15 protein-coding genes, 1 pseudogene and 1 riboswitch are annotated in these 18498 nt (G+C 44.1%); of the genes and pseudogenes, 9 read left to right on the forward strand and 7 right to left on the reverse strand.

What is annotated here, in order from left to right:
* Nucleotides 1-84 precede the first annotated feature (84 nt).
* The 3 genes and pseudogenes from psbA (BJP34_RS24285) to psbA (BJP34_RS24290) all read left to right on the forward strand — a co-directional run bounded on the left by psbA (BJP34_RS24285) (nucleotide 85) and on the right by psbA (BJP34_RS24290) (nucleotide 2768).
* Nucleotides 85-1164, forward strand: coding sequence for a photosystem II q(b) protein (psbA, locus tag BJP34_RS24285; protein ID WP_070393396.1), 1080 nt, complete (start codon nucleotides 85-87; stop codon nucleotides 1162-1164).
* Between the two features lie 62 nt (nucleotides 1165-1226).
* A pseudogene (locus tag BJP34_RS47780) lies at nucleotides 1227-1292 on the forward strand (family 1 glycosylhydrolase); the annotation flags it as partial.
* A gap of 396 nt (nucleotides 1293-1688) precedes the next feature.
* Nucleotides 1689-2768: a photosystem II q(b) protein gene (psbA, locus tag BJP34_RS24290; RefSeq protein ID WP_070393396.1), complete on the forward strand. Its 1080-nt coding sequence runs from the start codon at nucleotides 1689-1691 to the stop codon at nucleotides 2766-2768.
* Between the two features lie 643 nt (nucleotides 2769-3411).
* Here psbA (BJP34_RS24290) and BJP34_RS24295 read toward each other — a convergent pair.
* The 6 genes from BJP34_RS24295 to BJP34_RS24320 all read right to left on the reverse strand — a co-directional run bounded on the left by BJP34_RS24295 (nucleotide 3412) and on the right by BJP34_RS24320 (nucleotide 11907).
* A complete protein-coding gene (locus BJP34_RS24295; protein ID WP_070394566.1) occupies nucleotides 3412-4518 on the reverse strand; it encodes a TRAP transporter substrate-binding protein in 1107 nt (368 codons plus the stop codon).
* 415 nt (nucleotides 4519-4933) lie between these two features.
* Nucleotides 4934-6241, reverse strand: a complete 1308-nt coding sequence (locus BJP34_RS24300; protein WP_070394567.1) for an eCIS core domain-containing protein — start codon at nucleotides 6239-6241, stop codon at nucleotides 4934-4936.
* Between the two features lie 425 nt (nucleotides 6242-6666).
* Nucleotides 6667-8706, reverse strand: coding sequence for a magnesium chelatase ATPase subunit D (gene bchD / locus BJP34_RS24305; RefSeq protein WP_070394568.1), 2040 nt, complete (start codon nucleotides 8704-8706; stop codon nucleotides 6667-6669).
* Between the two features lie 219 nt (nucleotides 8707-8925).
* Nucleotides 8926-9735, reverse strand: a complete 810-nt coding sequence (locus BJP34_RS24310) for a class I SAM-dependent methyltransferase (protein ID WP_070394569.1) — start codon at nucleotides 9733-9735, stop codon at nucleotides 8926-8928.
* 766 nt (nucleotides 9736-10501) lie between these two features.
* A complete protein-coding gene (locus BJP34_RS44325) occupies nucleotides 10502-10654 on the reverse strand; it encodes a hypothetical protein (RefSeq protein ID WP_158517436.1) in 153 nt (50 codons plus the stop codon).
* A 218-nt stretch (nucleotides 10655-10872) separates the two neighbouring features.
* Entirely contained in the window at nucleotides 10873-11907 is a 1035-nt protein-coding gene (locus BJP34_RS24320; protein ID WP_229424005.1) for an SAM-dependent methyltransferase, read from the reverse strand.
* Between the two features lie 257 nt (nucleotides 11908-12164).
* Between BJP34_RS24320 and BJP34_RS24325 the strand changes: the two genes are divergently transcribed.
* The 6 genes from BJP34_RS24325 (at nucleotide 12165) to cobW (ending at nucleotide 17699) form a co-directional block, all read left to right on the forward strand.
* The gene (locus BJP34_RS24325) at nucleotides 12165-13178 is read left to right on the forward strand and encodes a YihY/virulence factor BrkB family protein (RefSeq protein ID WP_229424006.1); all 1014 of its coding nucleotides are present in this window, start codon (nucleotides 12165-12167) and stop codon (nucleotides 13176-13178) included.
* 216 nt (nucleotides 13179-13394) lie between these two features.
* Nucleotides 13395-13539: riboswitch (cobalamin riboswitch) on the forward strand.
* Between the two features lie 374 nt (nucleotides 13540-13913).
* On the forward strand, nucleotides 13914-14600 hold the full coding sequence (locus BJP34_RS24330; protein ID WP_083305329.1) for a HupE/UreJ family protein: 687 nt from the start codon (nucleotides 13914-13916) through the stop codon (nucleotides 14598-14600).
* Between the two features lie 337 nt (nucleotides 14601-14937).
* Complete coding sequence (locus BJP34_RS24335; RefSeq protein WP_070394573.1) at nucleotides 14938-15651, forward strand: hypothetical protein; 714 nt, start codon at nucleotides 14938-14940, stop codon at nucleotides 15649-15651.
* Nucleotides 15652-15813: 162 nt separating this feature from the next.
* Nucleotides 15814-16362 carry a nuclear transport factor 2 family protein gene (locus BJP34_RS24340; protein ID WP_070394574.1) on the forward strand — a complete coding sequence of 183 codons (549 nt, stop codon included), beginning with the start codon at nucleotides 15814-15816 and terminating at the stop codon, nucleotides 16360-16362.
* A gap of 51 nt (nucleotides 16363-16413) precedes the next feature.
* Entirely contained in the window at nucleotides 16414-16560 is a 147-nt protein-coding gene (locus BJP34_RS44330) for a hypothetical protein (protein WP_158517437.1), read from the forward strand.
* A gap of 104 nt (nucleotides 16561-16664) precedes the next feature.
* Complete coding sequence (gene cobW, locus BJP34_RS24345) at nucleotides 16665-17699, forward strand: cobalamin biosynthesis protein CobW (RefSeq protein WP_070396857.1); 1035 nt, start codon at nucleotides 16665-16667, stop codon at nucleotides 17697-17699.
* Here the strand turns inward: cobW and BJP34_RS40790 are convergent.
* The gene (locus BJP34_RS40790; protein ID WP_158517438.1) at nucleotides 17681-18181 is read right to left on the reverse strand and encodes a hypothetical protein; all 501 of its coding nucleotides are present in this window, start codon (nucleotides 18179-18181) and stop codon (nucleotides 17681-17683) included. The two genes, cobW and BJP34_RS40790, sit on opposite strands and share 19 nt — an antisense overlap.
* Nucleotides 18182-18498: the final 317 nt, after the last annotated feature.

The following is an 18498-nucleotide window of genomic DNA, read 5'->3' on the forward strand; positions in this document are numbered from 1 at the left end:
TATTACTTAATATATATACATGAAGGCGCACACAAGCCGGACGAACCTCGATAACTTCATATTCATACCCGCAATCATAAGAACATGACTACTGTATTACAACAGAGCAACACCTCTGTGTGGTCTCAGTTCTGCAATTGGGTCACCTCCACCAACAACCGCCTCTATGTAGGTTGGTTTGGTGTATTAATGATCCCAACCCTGCTAGCTGCTACCACCTGCTTCATCATTGCTTTCATCGCTGCTCCTCCTGTGGACATCGATGGTATCCGCGAGCCCGTTGCTGGTTCTCTGATGTATGGCAACAACATCATCTCTGGTGCTGTTGTTCCTTCTTCTAACGCCATTGGCTTACACTTCTACCCAATCTGGGAAGCTGCTTCATTAGATGAGTGGCTCTACAACGGTGGTCCTTACCAGTTGGTAGTGTTCCACTTCCTGATTGGTGTATTTGCCTACATGGGTCGTGAGTGGGAACTGAGCTACCGCTTAGGTATGCGTCCTTGGATCTGCGTAGCTTACAGCGCACCGGTTGCAGCTGCTAGCGCCGTATTCTTGATCTACCCAATTGGACAAGGTTCTTTCTCCGATGGTATGCCTCTAGGTATCAGCGGAACCTTCAACTTCATGTTCGTGTTCCAAGCTGAGCACAACATCCTAATGCACCCGTTCCACATGCTAGGTGTAGCCGGTGTATTCGGTGGTTCTTTGTTCAGTGCAATGCACGGTTCTTTGGTAACCTCCTCCTTAGTACGTGAGACTACTGAAACTGAGTCTCAGAACTATGGTTACAAGTTCGGTCAAGAGGAAGAAACTTACAACATCGTGGCAGCTCACGGCTACTTCGGTCGTTTAATCTTCCAATACGCTTCCTTCAACAACAGCCGTTCCTTGCACTTCTTCTTAGGTGCATGGCCTGTAATCGGCATCTGGTTTACTGCACTGGGCATCAGCACCATGGCATTTAACCTCAACGGTTTCAACTTCAACCAGAGCATCATCGACTCACAAGGTCACGTGATCAACACCTGGGCTGACGTACTAAACCGTGCCAACCTAGGTTTCGAAGTAATGCACGAGCGTAACGCTCACAACTTCCCTCTAGACCTAGCTGCGGCTGAAGCTACTCCTGTAGCTTTGACTGCTCCAGCGATCAACGGCTAATTTCAACTTGGCATAATCTACTTGAATAAAAAAAGCGCTCTCTTTTTGGGGAGCGCTTTTTTGTTTGGAGTGTGATCGATAACTTTGAGTGGTATTGGGGATATGATCGCCGGTTTGGCATTACTTAGATTGATTACCCAACCCAACAGCGTATTCCTAAAGCTAGTTTTGAGTGGTATTGCGAGTGTATTCAAACTTATTGGGTGGTTTGATCATTAATCGGAAAAACCAATCGGGTAATCGGAGAAGTGCTGGTAGCGTACGCATTTGATCTGGTAGCGATTGACCTTGGCCTACGGCCAAACGCGATCACTATTTTTGTTTGCTAATAACACCTTAATATTACTTTGTCAATACTTACGTAATATAAGTCTCACTTATTTACAGTATTTAATAACCTGAGGGTAAATTACTCCCAAAACCCTTTACAAAACTAAATATATTACTTAATATATATACATGAAGGCAAACACAAGCCTTACGAACCTCGATAAATACATATTCATACCCGCAATCATAAGAACATGACTACTGTATTACAACAGAGCAACACCTCTGTGTGGTCTCAGTTCTGCAATTGGGTCACCTCCACCAACAACCGCCTCTATGTAGGTTGGTTTGGTGTATTAATGATCCCAACCCTGCTAGCTGCTACCACCTGCTTCATCATTGCTTTCATCGCTGCTCCTCCTGTGGACATCGATGGTATCCGCGAGCCCGTTGCTGGTTCTCTGATGTATGGCAACAACATCATCTCTGGTGCTGTTGTTCCTTCTTCTAACGCCATTGGCTTACACTTCTACCCAATCTGGGAAGCTGCTTCATTAGATGAGTGGCTCTACAACGGTGGTCCTTACCAGTTGGTAGTGTTCCACTTCCTGATTGGTGTATTTGCCTACATGGGTCGTGAGTGGGAACTGAGCTACCGCTTAGGTATGCGTCCTTGGATCTGCGTAGCTTACAGCGCACCGGTTGCAGCTGCTAGCGCCGTATTCTTGATCTACCCAATTGGACAAGGTTCTTTCTCCGATGGTATGCCTCTAGGTATCAGCGGAACCTTCAACTTCATGTTCGTGTTCCAAGCTGAGCACAACATCCTAATGCACCCGTTCCACATGCTAGGTGTAGCCGGTGTATTCGGTGGTTCTTTGTTCAGTGCAATGCACGGTTCTTTGGTAACCTCCTCCTTAGTACGTGAGACTACTGAAACTGAGTCTCAGAACTATGGTTACAAGTTCGGTCAAGAGGAAGAAACTTACAACATCGTGGCAGCTCACGGCTACTTCGGTCGTTTAATCTTCCAATACGCTTCCTTCAACAACAGCCGTTCCTTGCACTTCTTCTTAGGTGCATGGCCTGTAATCGGCATCTGGTTTACTGCACTGGGCATCAGCACCATGGCATTTAACCTCAACGGTTTCAACTTCAACCAGAGCATCATCGACTCACAAGGTCACGTGATCAACACCTGGGCTGACGTACTAAACCGTGCCAACCTAGGTTTCGAAGTAATGCACGAGCGTAACGCTCACAACTTCCCTCTAGACCTAGCTGCGGCTGAAGCTACTCCTGTAGCTTTGACTGCTCCAGCGATCAACGGCTAATAAGAGTTTAATCTCATCACCCCTAGGGGAGTACAAAGGTACCCCCTAACAGCGCTCTCCAAAAAGGGAGCGCTTTTTTATTTGCTGGGAAAGCACCAATCGCTTTTCCAAAAAAAAATAAGAGAGCCGTCTTCAAGACTCTCTAGGTCATCAGGGTGTATCTATCTACTGATCTCAATATAACAAATGTAGCGAGGGGTGTCACCCCTCATGGTAAAAATTACCATGGAGCTGACCCTAGGTATGTTCAGGTATGTTCAGGTTTGAATTTTTCCCAAAAAAATAAGAGAGCCGTCTTCAAGACTCTCTAGGTCATCAGGGTGCATCTATCTACTGATCTCAATATAACAAATTTAGCGATGGGTGTCACCCCTCATAGATAAAAATACTAACCAGCTGACCCTAGGTATGTTCAGGTTTGAATTTTTCCCAAAAAAATAAGAGAGCCGTCTTCAAGACTCTCTAGGTCATCAGGGTGCATCTATCTACTGATCTCAATATAACAAATGTAGCGAGGGGTGTCACCCCTCATCGATAAAATTTGGTAAAAATTCCCTAATCGACATTGTTTAGGTTAACTGGCTGGTTCCCAATCAAAGGCAAAATTAGCACTTAAAAGATAATTTAAGATGGCGATAGCACTCTAGCTCCTAGAAAAAGCAAAATTAGCAAAACTCAATTCATTTGTGCCATGCCACTTGTAAATTTGCTTGCGAAACCCCTTCCACTGTTCATAAACTTTCTTAAACTTGGGATCTTTGCTAGCATCTTCCTCAAATAAATCGAATGATGCTTTCTCAGCCGCCTGCAAAATGTCTTGAGAGTAAGGAGTCAACTTAGCACCCGCTTTAATCAAGCGTTCCAATGCCGCTCCATTCAACGCATCATACTGAGCCGCCATGTTGATATTGGCGTATCTGGCGGCATCTTTAAAGATTTCCTGATACTCCTTGGGCAACTTATCCCAAGCTTTTTTATTAACCTGTACCTCTAGGGTTGGTCCGGGTTCCCACCAGCCGGGATAATAATAGAACTTAGCTGCTTTGTACAAGCCCAGCTTCTCATCATCATAGGGACCAACCCATTCAGCAGCATCAATGGCTCCCCGGTCTAGGGCAAGGAAAATTTCACCCCCAGGTAATACTTGGACATTCACCCCCAAGCGCTCCATCACTTTACCTCCCAATCCAGGGATACGCATTTTTAATCCCTTCAGGTCAGCTAGAGAATTAATTTGTTTCTTGAACCAACCTCCCAGCTGAGTACTGGTGTTACCTGCTGGAAAATTAATCACGCCAAAGTCAGCATAGAGTTCCTGGAGCAATTCCAAGCCACCACCGTGATACAACCAGGCATTTTGTTGTGGAGCGGTTAGACCAAAGGGTACACTAGTGCCGAATGCTAGGGCAGGATTTTTGCCAACGTAGTAGTAACTAGCGGTATGACCACACTCAACGGTTCCTTGTTGGACGGCATCTAGAACCTCTAATCCTGGTACAATTTCACCAGCAGCAAAGGGGGTAATCTGGAAACGCCCATTGGTCATTGCACTGACCCGCTTACAGACAGTATCAGCTCCCCCGTAGATAGTATCCAGGGATTTTGGCCAGCTGGTCACCATTTTCCATCGAACCATAGGCTGACTGCCGGATTGAGCAACGGGTCCTGTACTAGCTTGATTACAGGCTGCTAAGGCAGCTGTACTGGCTGCACCAATCGCAGCGTTACTAAAAAATTTTCGGCGTTTCATGGTTGTTGTTGATTCAAGAGTTGGTCATCTTTTGCGCAAATTCTATCAAGTTTAGCACTTATGCCCCAAACCCTATTATTGACGGTAATTACAGCGATTTCACCCTTTGAATTGTCACGAGAAACCAGGTTTTATTGGTCTTGCTTGGTAAGTACTGAGGGGATAGAAGCAAAGGGCGGTAAGGGAACAATGGGCTTTCCAGGCTGTTAATTGAAGGAGGCAAACAGGATCAGTAGATCGAAAAATCATTTTAAGGCAAGCGATCGCAGTTCCTAAAATCCCCAACAGTAGCGATCGCTTATTTATTCCCTCGCCAACTTTTACTGGGGGTATTGATCAATTGTTTTCTAGTTGAGGAGTACTTAGAAGTATCTCAAAGAGCAATCGCTACCATGGTTTTTGCATTTTATCTATATTAGCTTGTGAGTACTGGAGCAACATCCCCATACCATTTAGGGTTAAAACAGGCTACTCCAAAAACACCAGCCCCAACTTCTTGGCTTAATCCTGCCCCTGCAGCACGTTTCTCAAAGCAATATCGGTGCATCGCTGCAACGCATTCTGGAGCTTGTGATTTTCCTAAGTTGTCACATCCTTGGTGATAACTACGAAGAGTATTAACAGAAACATCGCCATACCATGTAGGGTTAAAACAGGCTACTCCAAAAACACCAGCCCCAACTTCTTGGCTTAATCCTGCCCCTGCACCATGTTTCTCAAAGCAATATCGGTGGATCGCTGCAACGCATTCTGGAGCTTGTGATTTTCCTAAGTTGTCACATCCTTGGTGATAACTACGAAGAGTATTAACAGAAACATCCCCATACCATCTAGGGTTAAAACAGGCTACTCCAAAAACACCAGCTCCAACTTCTTGAGTTAATCCTGCGCTTCCACGATTGTTTTTATAGCAATATCGGTGAATCGCTGCAACGCAATCTGGTGAACGTGATTTTCCTAAGCTGTTACAACCAGAATGATAATCACTAAGGATGCCCCCAACAGCTACCTGTACACCTATCCACCCTGCAAACTGATCCTCAAAAGTGAAAGCCTCTTGTTCTAACTTATTGTTTCTGTAATTTTGGTTAGCCTTCTTATATTCTTTAAAATAATGATAACCAAAACCAGAGTGACCACCGTGACGTTGACACTGCTGGGAATGAATAAGCTCATGAGCTAGTAAAACAAGTTGATTAGCATCACCCGATCTATAGGAATCGTTAACATAAATTTGGTTGCAATAAGTTTGAGCTTCAGAGCCTTTACTAATTGTATACCCAAAAGCTGACCATTCATCTAGCAAGTTAGCATTGTAGGTAACTCTAACACGGCTAACCAAATCTCCAAAATGAGGCCGTAGATATCGCTTCTGGAAGTTGTCTAAGGAACGACCTCTTCTATTGTTTGTTCTCATCCATTCAGCAGCAGCGCGATAAGCTCCTCTACCAGCCTCCCCCCATATTTCTTCAACAGGAATTCCTATATCAATCAGTCTACCTGGATCGCATCCACCACTGAAACAATTTTGTATTTCACGTTTTATATCATTTATGCCTGGAACATTTACGTCTGGAACGTAAATCTCCCGACATAGTCCACCTACACAAACCCTTCTAGTTCTTGCTTCTACACTATAAGTATTAGTAGCTAACTCTAGCGTTAACCCGAAGACTACTGCTGCTAATAATATAAAGCTCAAAAATTTAATTCTAGATCTCATAGTTGTTTTATTGCTTGTACTGCTTTTAGGATAGTGACAAAATAAAAAGATAGCGGTTTTTATCCTAATGAGGTACACAAAACTTAACTTTTTAGATCTTTCCTCTTACGAATTTAGTAAATAAATGCTCCCTGCTCCCTAAAAGCAAAAAAAAGTACCTTACTAGCTTAAAAACTGCTATAACTAGATTAAATCTAGACAGTCAACAGTCAACAGTATTCAATAGTCGGCGTTGCTGATTATGGGTATGGCGCACGCCCCCCTAGCCCCCCAATTCTGGGGGGAACAAAACTCTTAAGGTCCCCCCCGGTGCGCTTTCCTTGTCTTGATGCAGCGCAAAGTTGGGGGACCCACGGGGGCTTTAATAAAACCAGATAATCGCGCATTCATTCCTTAATTCAGCAACGCCCAATAGTCAACCTTCTTTACCTAGATGTCATATCAGCGATCGCATTCTTAGTCATAGCTGCGATCGCTTTATCAGTAGCTTTAGGTAAATGATAATACTTACCACCTGCTTGTTTGGCCAATTCCTTAGCAAAACCAGTAGACACAAACTTACTCTCGGTATCAATTACTAATAATTGAACCCCATTAGCTCGAATGCGAGCGGCAATTTCCAACAATTCCCCTTTAATATCTGGCTTTTCCCCTTCTGGTAGAGGTTCTCCCAAGGAACGAGCTAAGGGAATATTGCCCCGACCATCAGTAATTGCCACAATTACCACTTGACCAATATCCCCAGACAATTGAGCATTCATCCCCACATGCACCGCCTGAGTTAATCCATGAGCTAAAGGGGAACCGCCACCACAAGGTAATCGCTCCAAACGCCGCTTTGCTAAAGCAATGGAACGGGTAGGGGGTAACAGCACATCGGCTTGTTCTCCCCGGAAGGGAATCAGGGAGACTTGGTCACGGTTTTCATAAGCTTCCGTCAGAAGCTGCATCACTGCTCCTTTTGCAGATTGCATCCGGTTTAGAGCCATAGACCCTGACGCATCTACTACAAAAACGACCAAGGAGCCAGCTCTTCGGGCTAACCGCTTGGATCGTAAATCCCCTTGTTCGATAATAACCCGACGGTTAGGATGACGTTGCCTACGAGCTTTTTGATAGGGTGCAGCAGCTCTGAGGGTGGCATCTACAGCAATCCGCCTTACTTTCCCCTTCGGTAGTATCGGTTTGACATACCGACCCCGGTCTTCTGAAAAGATAATGCTACGGTTTCCGGACTTACCTTGCCGTTGTGCCATCTGAGCAAAGTAGAGCACACTAGGGTCAAGGATCACCCCTTCTGGGTCAAACAGAAACTCTTCCGGGATATTCGGAGCTTCCTGTTCTTGCTCCTCTGAGTCATTGTCGTCCTCCTTGTCTTCCTCTTGGTCTTGCTCTTCCTGAGATTGATCTTGTGGGGGTGGGGGAGGAGGTGGTTGTGGAGCTTCTTCTGGTGGTGTTTCTACCATAGTCGCACGGGGGACAATTACCAATTCCACCGCCCGACGCAAATCCTCGGAATTCACTGTCTGACGACCATCTAAGGCTGCTGCAGCTTTTGCAACTCGAACGGCAAACAGTTCTGCCCGATGACCTTGGACACCACCTCGGATGGCTTCATTGACCAGATAGGTAATTTGGTCATGGGTAATCTCAACATCCTTGAGCCACTCTCGCGCTAGAATAATATCCGTCTTAAGGGTATCGAGATCCTCCTGGTATTCCTCCAGAAAGTGCTGGGGAGAGTTAGCGTATGCGATCGCTTGTTCTACTGCCTCCACCCGTTGCTCTAAGGCCAAAACACCGTCAGCAGAGAGGGTAATGGCAATTCTGTCCAATAAATGTTCCCGTAATGGTCCCTCATCGGGATTGTAGGTGGCAATTAAAATTGGTTTGCAGGGATGTTGGAAACTAATCCCTTCTCGCTCAATTAGGTTCCGCCCTTCCGTTAAAACACTCAGTAGCTGGTTAGCAATTTGGTCATCAAGGAGGTTAATGTCATCCACATACAACACACCCCGATGAGCTTGGGCTAGTAATCCTGGTTGAAAGACAGGTTCCCCTTGTTTGACAGATTGTTCCACATCCACTGAACCCAGGAGTCGGTCCTCGGTTACTCCTAGAGGAATTTGGATGAAGGGAGCTGGGATGATTTCGGTATCTGGAGAACCGTCAACCTGTAACTGTTCCTGTAACTGTTCCTGTAACTGTTCCTGTAACTGTTCCTGTAACGCTTCCTCTGGAGTACAGTTACTCAAGGAACCCTTAACCACTTCAATTGGGGGGAGCAGGGTGTGTATTGCCCGTGCCATCACTGATTTAGCTGTGCCACGGCGTCCTGCGATCGCAACCCCTCCTAATCCAGGGTCAATAGCAGCGAGGAGGAGGGCGAGTTTAATGGCTTCTTGACCCACCACGGCGGTGAGGGGAAAGCTAGGGTTGGCAGGTTTTGTGGTCAGTGCGGGCATAGAGCAACTATAGTCAAACTTCCCTGAATAAAATCATAGTAGTCTAATAGTAGTCTTTAACGACTCCCTATGGTTGATCTAGCCCGATCGGAAATTATTCAGGGCGACTTTTTCAAAACACTATCCGCGCTATCTAGGGATCCGTATAGGAATTGTGATAATTTTTGTTTCCTACTCCCTACTCCCTTTCCTATAGCTGATAGCTTACTTGAGCTAAAGCTAAGTAGCTGCATTTTTTTGCAACATTGCACTGATATATACTACTCGTCCATCAACGAATCGGTTGTATAATTCTGTGCCTTTTACACTCGCAAAGGTTTTTACCATATCAAGTAGAAACCAAGGCACATAGCGTTGCATAATACTAAGCTTCAGGTGGTCAGTTAAATTAAGAGCATTGACGACGTTACCTGTAATATTAGTCGAACGTATTAACTCTAAATCACACTCTGAAAGCTGTTGCTTGAATTCGTCAAGCTCCGCTTGCTCTCGATAGTCTGCTAAACAGAGATACCCACCAGGTCTGAGCACCCTTTTAACTTCCTGTAGAAATGTCGAAAGGTTAGGATAGTGATGGCAAGACTCAACATTTAATACGATATCAAAGGATTTGTCGGGGAAAGGCAATTGTTCAGCATCTCCCTGTTTAAAGGCTAAATTGGGAACTTTATGATTTTTGTTACAGAGATTGACTGCACTATCGGATAAATCAAGACCAGTCATTGAGCTGACATTCTGAGTGCGTGCAATCCACTCGCTACCTCCTCCTCTGCCAGATCCAATTTCTAGGATATCCCTACCGGTAAGTTCTACCGAACCTAATGTGTGGGCATAAAGATGAATAAAGTAACGGTTTTTTTCATCTTCTGGTAAAAGCTTCAGCTCGTCTTTAGGATTATCATAGCCATAGTTCATAAAGAACCATTCACTAGTGGGGAATCGCCAAGCCAAGAAATTATATATAGCTTTCCAGATTATTTTCTTTATGGCCGGAAATAGGCTTTCAAAGAAATTAAATAAATTGAGCATGGTTATTTTACATCCTGTTCATGAGCCACTAATCCTTATTGGATTCATTTTAGACTATTTTTTTGAAGTTCTTTATGGGTTGATAAGTTCCAAATAACCGATCCATAAGATGACCTGAAATTAGCCCAACGAAAGCATAATTCTTGCTGTGCATGAATTTATCATTGTAATAACTATGATGAATTTTATGTAGTAGTCTATCTTTCTTAAACCAAGCATATCGATTTAACCAAGAATCTTTATTTCCATACTGATTATGAATATAATATATGATGGCTATGTCAACTAGGGCATCAATACAAAAAGTCCATGCTATCCAACTACTGAATAGTAGATGATATCCGACCAAGAAGCTTAGGTAACAAAAGGCCGCTATAATATGTTCACTAACCGCCCAATAGTAATCTGATTTGGAACTAGACATATATTCTATCCGATGATGAGAATTGAGATGAATTTTATAGAAAGGGATGCCTAAAAATTTTTGATGGAAAAAAAAGTGAATAAACCACAAGACAAATACGTTGCATAGATGAGCAACAACAAGCACCCCTAAACAATTAATAGGATTAAAGTTAATAGACAGCACGCTAGCTTTCTCTCTTTACAAAGTTGGACGCCATCTCAGATTATAGATTATCGGTTGGCAGAATAACAGAATTTTTAACAAATAAATTATTATCAATTTATCAGTGCCAATCACCGTTTCGCAACCTAGATCTAAACTCTGCTCTGAACAAGACTAACATATCTCAAACAAAGTCTACTAGATCCTCTCGTCATCCTCAGGTAAAAAAGCCTTTTCGTAAGCATTTATAGCAAGTCTTATACCCATGAGGTACAAATCTCTGGGTTTTAGGGAGCAGGGAGCAGGGAGCAGGGAGCAGGGAAGAGGCAAGAGGCAAGAGGCAAGAGGCAAGAGGGAAAAAATAATGTGTACCTCATAGCTATGATAAACGCTATAGCTATCAGCGGTCAGCGGTCAGCGGTCAGTGGTTAGCTATCATGCAGACGTAACTCAGCATTATTCAAATGGTTACCTGCCTGTTGTAAGCATATGCGCTTAGCCCATTAGCTGACGGCTGAATGCTGACCCATCAATTCAAAATTAAGCTAGGAATCTAGGTCTGACCACAGTTATTGTAAAGACTTGTGATCCTCGGGTAATTCTAAAACCACCCGATAGGCCGTCGAATCGTATGATGATTTGCTCATGGTACCCGCTGTTGCCGCAAAAAGTATCCGGAATGTGCGCCAGATTTGTTCATTTGAATTGTCGATAATATCTGCTTTTTTTTCCATCCAGCGCTCATACATCCCCTTAGCCCAAAGATAATAGTTGCGACGGTCGTTATAGATGGCTTGGATCTCAAATGGTGATTCTCTAACAGCATCGATAAATTCCGGCATATACACCATCCGAAAGGTTCCTGGCCAGATATACTTAGTAATAAAACTGTGCGTGCCAAATGACTCTTTGTGTGAGGCAAAGTCGAGATATACTCGTCCGCCAGGTTTAAGGTAGTTCAAGAGACGCTCCATCACGCGAGGATAATCTGACAAATCTTCGATTACCCCCATCATGACTATGCCATCATATTTATGGCTGGGTTGGAATGAGAAAAAGTCTTGATACTTGACCTCTGCATCAAAGTTGTTTTTTTCAATTAAATCTTCTACATACTGTTTTTGGTGCTTGGATAAGGTAATTCCAGTCACAGGGATATTTCTGCGTGCGGCAAAACGCAGGAAACCGCCCCAGCCAGAGCCAATATCCAGTACCGAATCATTCGGTTTGAGATTAAGAGATTGAAAGGCAAAGTCTAACTTGCGTTCAGCTCCAACCTCTAGGCTATCCTGATCTTTCTCATATATCCCAGGAGTATAAGTATTGTAATCGGTATCCATAGCGAACAATTGGATATTATGGGAGTCATAATGCTTCGATATCCAATCTGGATTGCATTTTTCCCGCCCAAGTAAGATGGGCTTGAGTCGCCGACCTATCTTTAGCAAAATATGCTGATCGGATAACAGCTTCTGGAACGACATGGCCTTGATTAAGTGCCCTTCGAAATCAATATCACCCTTGATGTAAGCTTCCACTATCAGTAATTGGTCTAAAGACATGAAAGCTTTTCGACCAGCTGGATTTTTGATGTATATATCCAAGATCGGTTTCTCTTCTCCAATAGTGGTGAGTGACCCATCTTCCAAATGAATTACAAAGCTAATTGGTAGTTTCCCACGTTTGGATAAGGAAGAGACGAAGTTGCTTACAAATTGATTTCCAATCATGGGTAACTTAAGATTTTATTGGTTTTTATCCAATTACCTTACCCCACTACGTGTCAGCTATCATGCTTAACTACGATCAATTGTCAATCTAGAATATTCTCAGGCATTGTCCGGCATTTCCAACTGGAAGGATGCCGATTAACCCGCGTCCAGGAGTGATGGTGATGAATCCCAAGGCTATTTTAGGACTGCTTAAGGAAACATTTAAAGAATGGCAGGAGGATAACGCATCTCGACTAGCAGCAGCATTATCCTATTACATGATTTTTTCCCTAGCGCCAGTGCTCATAATTGCGATCGCAATTGTGGGGTCTATTTTTGGGGAAGAGGCGGCTAAAGGCGAGATTGTAGGGCAAATCCAAGGATTGGTTGGCGAACAGGGGGCACAGTTTATTCAGACAGCGATTACTAATGCCAATCGGCCTGATGCTAGTGGGGGGTTGGCTTCCTTGATTAGTATTGTGGTGCTGTTGTTCGGTGCATCTGGGGTATTTGGCGAACTCCAAGATGCCTTGAATACGATTTGGGATGTGAAGCTCAAACCCGGACGGGGCATCTGGGGTATTTTGAAAAAACGGATTCTTTCGTTTCTGACCGTGCTGGGTGTAGGACTTTTTCTGCTATTGTCTGCTGTGCTCAGTACTGTCTTATCAGCTTTGAGGTCTTATGAGAGCGAATTTCTCAAGGAACTGGGTTTACTCTGGCTCTACCAACTTGACTTTGTCTGGACAATTCTGGACTTGCTGGTGTCCTTTGGTATCCTTAGCCTGATGTTTGCTCTGGTTTACAAGTACTTGCCAGATGTGAAAATTGCCTGGAAGGATGTCTGGGTGGGAGCGATTATCACTACCTTACTGTTTAACTTGGGTAAATCGCTATTGTCAGGGTATCTCGGCAGAAGCAGTTTTTCCTCAAGTTACGGTGCTGCTGGTTCACTGGTGGTTTTATTGGCTTGGGTCTACTATTCCTCTCAAATTATCTTTTTGGGAGCTGAATTTACCCAAGTTTACGCTAAGAGATTTGGTTCAAAAATCGTTCCCGATGACCATGCTACCCCTATCCCGGCAGTAGGCCAGTTGCCTAATGTTGAGAAAAGGGATAACCCAAAATCACAGGATCAGTCTCCCCCTAGACGCAATCAATAAATGTTACAGCGTTTTTGATAGCTATAAGGTACAAAGGATTTTGTCTGTCTTACCTATTCCCTGCTCCCTGCTCCCTGCTCCCTAAAACCCAGGGCGAAAGTACCTAACCCAATTGAAAACTGCTGTTATTGTGTGCAACTACTTAATTAAACTTAATTAATCGTAATTAAGATCTTAATTAATATTTAACGAATAATTTAGGTCAAATTGTGCTAAAGTACCTGAAGTTCCATCGGTTCTGGTGAAGAACACTCACCAGAGGTAACGGGGAAAGTCCGGTGCAAGTCCGGCGCTGTCCCGCAGCTGTGATGAGGTCTGTGACCTCTAAGTCAGAATGCCCGCCAATGGTGTCAGTTGTTGTTAAATCTATCTGCGAGGTACAGATGATGTCTGATGTAGCATTTCCAAAATTAGTTAGTAGCCAACCACTACCAGTAACGTTTGTGATGCCCGTTTTGAAAACTAGTGGTTGAGTAAAAAGTATTTAATAGGTTTGATCTGTAAGTTTGATCGTAAGCTATCAGCTTATGGGCACTTATCACAGGCTAGAAGCCTGTGCCACGCTACGCGAGCAGCTTATGCGCTACGCGCACCCGTGCGCGTTCAGCTCAGTTTAAATGTGCTACAAGACTACTTTATCTTTTTTCAAGAGAGTCTTAGAAAGCCTAGTCTGTCAAGGTAATTAACACTAAACTGTGCCAATTTTTGGATCAGTCATTGACCAGCATTTACCCGATGTCAAAGAACAAATTTTCCGCCAGCAATCGGTCTTATATCTCCCGTTATCAAAACCATAAACTTGGCTTTAATGCTATAGCTTTGTTGGTATGGATGGGGATTTTAAGTACAGCACAACAAGCCATGGCTCACCATCCCTTTGGTGGCGAGAGACCCGATAATTTCATCACAGGATTTTTGTCGGGATTAGGTCATCCCGTGATTGGTTTCGATCATCTCGCCTTTGTGATTGCTGTTGGCTTAATTGCAGCTGGATTTAGCAGTGGTTTCCTGATTCCAGGTGCTTTTGTCCTCACCACCCTAGTCGGGACAGGTATTCACTTGCTGGGAATGGACTTACCAATACCAGAGATTGCGATCGCTACTTCAGTGGTGCTCTTTGGCGGACTACTGTTGAGTGCCAAAATTCCAACTATATCCGTAGTGCTAGGGTTAGCGAGCTTAGCTGGTATTTTTCATGGCTATGCCTATGGTGAAGCAATTGTAGGTGCTGAAATCAGTCCACTCTTGGCTTACCTGATTGGCTTCAGTGTGATTCAGTATGGTATTGCCATCCTAGCCCTAGGGCTGAGTAAGACGTTGATCAAACAATGGAGAAATCAACCCTTCCCACTGATGCGAATTTTAGGCTTTGGTATCTGCTCAATAGGAGTCGTTTTCCTATCCTCTGCAATTTTTGGATAAGAGGTTTCCACCAAATAACCTTCAAGCTTAATCTTTAAACAGGGAGTAGGGAGTAGGGAATAGGGGATATTGCTAAATCAAGGAATTAATATCAGTGGGGTGAGAATCCTGCCCACCCGAAAATATTGATAACTGGCAAGATGCCAGTTCCACCAAGATGCCCATTCTACAGGTGCGACCCAAGGGCGCGAGGGATTGCTCGCGCCCTTGGAGGCGCGCACCTACTATTAAAATCATTCGATTATTAAGCAATGCCCTGCACCCAAGCTAAATTCATGAGCCTAGATGCGTCACTAGAGCTTAGGTAACTAGTCCTTTAATTCTGTGTCAAAAACCGATGAAAGCTAACCAAGTTAAACAACTTAACTTTTCCGGTGCCTACATAGATGGGAAGTACGTTGAAAATGTGGAAAATTATCCCATTAACAGTCGTACTATCACGGTTAATCCTGAAGAGACAGATGCTTACCTGAGCGAAACGAACACCAGCATTATTCCGGCTTTTTCATCTACCATCCTAAAAGATACTACTGTCAAAAAAGCCAAATCCTTACTTTTGCTGGAGGTAGTAGAGAGCAAAAACATCGGCAAGATTGTCTTTGAGCCTGGGTGGAATCTATTAGGGAATTTGATCAACTTCCCCAAAGATGTACCCCTGTGGAAGTCTCCTCAAGATGAGGCGGGAATTCTAGAAGTCGATCCCTATTTTATGGCAAGGCAATCGAGTACACCCCATCAACCAGAAAAGTTCTCTGTTAAAGTTAACCTCTGGTATGCCCCTTCTCGTACCGATTGTGCCATCCATAACCAACATGACTTTCTTGAGCTTCACACCCAAGTCTTGGGACAGGGACGAATGCAGAAGTTCAAAGAAGAGGATTTTGACACTCTCTATGAAGATCTCTTGATGACTGAGGGATACACCCAGATCGTTCCTTTTTGTGAAGTACACGAAAACCAGCACTATACCTATCCGTGGCATCAGTATTATTCAGATACGGATTGTATCTGGATGGCGATCGAATATCACCCGATTAAACGTTCTAACTGAACCCTGAGATATTGATGTCTTCTCTTATTGGTTTTACTTTCCCGGAGGATTCCAAAGTTGCCAATTTATCATTGATACGCTATCAGTAAATCAGCTAAAAAGCTGAGAGCTCACAACTAAAAAGTATTGTTAGTTTGTTGAATAGTTATAAGGAGATACTCTATGATTTATATAAATATTTTGGGACGTTTGAAGTGGTTAAAAGTTGGGATATTAACTGCGATCGCAATCGGGCTTTGCTGGGCGTGTTTTTCCGCTCCAGTACTTGCAGATGCTTCTGTTGGCAACGCCGAACCGAGGTTGAACACCAATTTGGTAGCCTATTATAACTGGCGTGCCGATGAAACAACAGAGGAAACGATAAAGGTATGGGAACACCACATTAATGCATGGGCAAACTCCGACCTAGAGGACATTATCTCTGACTATTCGGAAGACTCCATCTTGATTCTCAACCACACAGTTTACAAGGGTATTGACCAAGTAGCCTGCGTTTTTGACAGTCTTTTTGAGATATTTGCAGATGGCAATAATATAATCGTTCCCGAAACAATCGAAGGTGAAGTTATCTACATTACTTGGAACTACACGCCGTTAAATGACCATGCTTACGATGGAACCGACACTTTTGTGGTTCGAAACAGCATCATTGAATACCAAACAATTGGTTCTCGATTGTTTCAAAAATACCCAGTATGTACGTTTAGGTAATAGACTTCGCGGCAGTTGTCGGGAACAGGGAACAGGGAACAGGGAACAAAAATGATCACAATTCCTACACGGATCCCTATCCCAACCTTAAACCTACCCTACACCGAACCCCAAAGGCGAAGAATCTTGGCCAAAAGGCCACGCTACGCGAACAACCAACCAACCTTCAACCAAGCAACCTTCAACCTTGGCCAATAGGCCACGCTACGCGAACAACAAAATAACCTTGGCCTTTGGCCACGCTACGCGAACAACCAACCAACCAACCTTCAACCTTAACTTTACTCCTTAACTTACTTAAAATGGCTGCAAAAATTCCTGTTACTGTTGTTACTGGATTCCTCGGTAGTGGCAAAACTACTCTTGTTCGTCACCTGCTCCAAAATAATCAGGGCAGGCGAATTGCTGTAATTGTCAATGAATTTGGTGAAGTAGGAATTGATGGGGAACTATTGCGTTCCTGTCAGATTTGTGATGAAGACGATGATGCGAATAATAATATTTTAGAACTAGCCAATGGGTGTCTGTGTTGCACGGTTCAGGAAGAATTCTTACCGACAATCCAAGAATTGCTGAAGCGTCGTGACAAGATTGATAATATACTGATTGAAACGTCGGGATTAGCGTTGCCTAAACCTTTAGTTCAAGCCTTTCGTTGGCCAGAAATTCGCACTGGCGCTACCGTGGATGGGGTGGTTACTGTAGTAGACTGCGATGCGTTAGCCGCTGGTACTTTAGTCAGCGATATCAATGCTTTAGAAGCGCAACGTCAGGCTGACCCAACCTTGGAACATGAAACTCCCATCGAGGAATTGTTTGAAGACCAGCTAGCTTGTGCTGATATGGTGCTGTTGACTAAAGTGGATTTAGTGGATAGTCCTACTCAAACCAAAGTAAACAATTGGTTGCAACAGCAGTTACCAACTAGTGTGAAGGTAGTTCCTTGTCACGAGGGAGAAATTAGTCCTGATTTACTGCTAGGATTTAATGCCGGAGTAGAAGATAATTTAGACTCACGTCCTAGCCATCATGACCATGAAGAAGACCATGACCATGATGATGATATTAATTCAGTTAATTTGATTTTAGATCAGGCATTTGATCCACAGGTTATCAAGGAAAAACTACGACAATTGGTGCAACAGCAAGAGATTTATCGTATTAAGGGATTTGTAAATGTTGCTAATAAACCAATGCGGATGGTGATCCAAGGAGTAGGCGATCGCATTGAGAGTTTCTTTGACCGTCCTTGGCAAGCTGATGAAAAGCGTCAGACTCGCTTGGTGTTGATTGGGCAAGGGTTGGAGCAGTTAGGAATTCAGGAGGTATTTGGGTAATAAAGGGAATCGGGAATCGGGAATCGGGAATCGGGAATCGGGAATAACCAATTTAGTAGAGTGGGCATCTTGCCCGCTCGGGAATGAAACAGGCAAGATGCCTGTTCCACCAAGATGGCCATTCCACCAAGATGGCCATTCCACCAAGATGCCGGAAGATGAAACAGGCAAGATGCCCATTCCACCAAGATGCCGGAAGATGAAACAGGCAAGATGCCTGTTCCACCAACATGCCGGAAGATGAAACAGGCAAGATGCCTGTTCCACCAAGATTCCTGTTCCACCAAGATGCCGGAACATGAAACAGGCAAGATGCCTGTTCCACTAAGATGGCCATTCCACCAAGATGCCGGAAGATGAAACAGGCAAGATGCCTGTTCCACCAAGATGCCGGAACATGAAACAGGCAAGATGCCTGTTCCACCAAGATTCCTGTTCCACCAAGATGCCGGAACATGAAACAGGCAAGATGCCTGTTCCACTAAGATTCCTGTTCCACCAAGATGCCGGAACATGAAACAGGCAAGATGCCTGTTCCACTAAGATGGCCATTCCACCAAGATGCCGGAAGATGAAACAGGCAAGATGCCTGTTCCACCAAGATGCCGGAAGATGAAACAGGCAAGATGCCTGTTCCACCAAGATGCCGGAAGATGAAACAGGCAAGATGCCTGTTCCACCAACATGCCTGTTCCACCAAGATGCCGGAAGATGAAACAGGCAAGATGCCTGTTCCACCAACATGCTCATTCCACCGATCAGATTACCGTGCAGTTTCAATTTGAGGTATGTACAATAA

This window comes from Moorena producens PAL-8-15-08-1 (assembly GCF_001767235.1).
GTDB classification, from domain to species: Bacteria; Cyanobacteriota; Cyanobacteriia; order Cyanobacteriales; family Coleofasciculaceae; genus Moorena; species Moorena producens_A.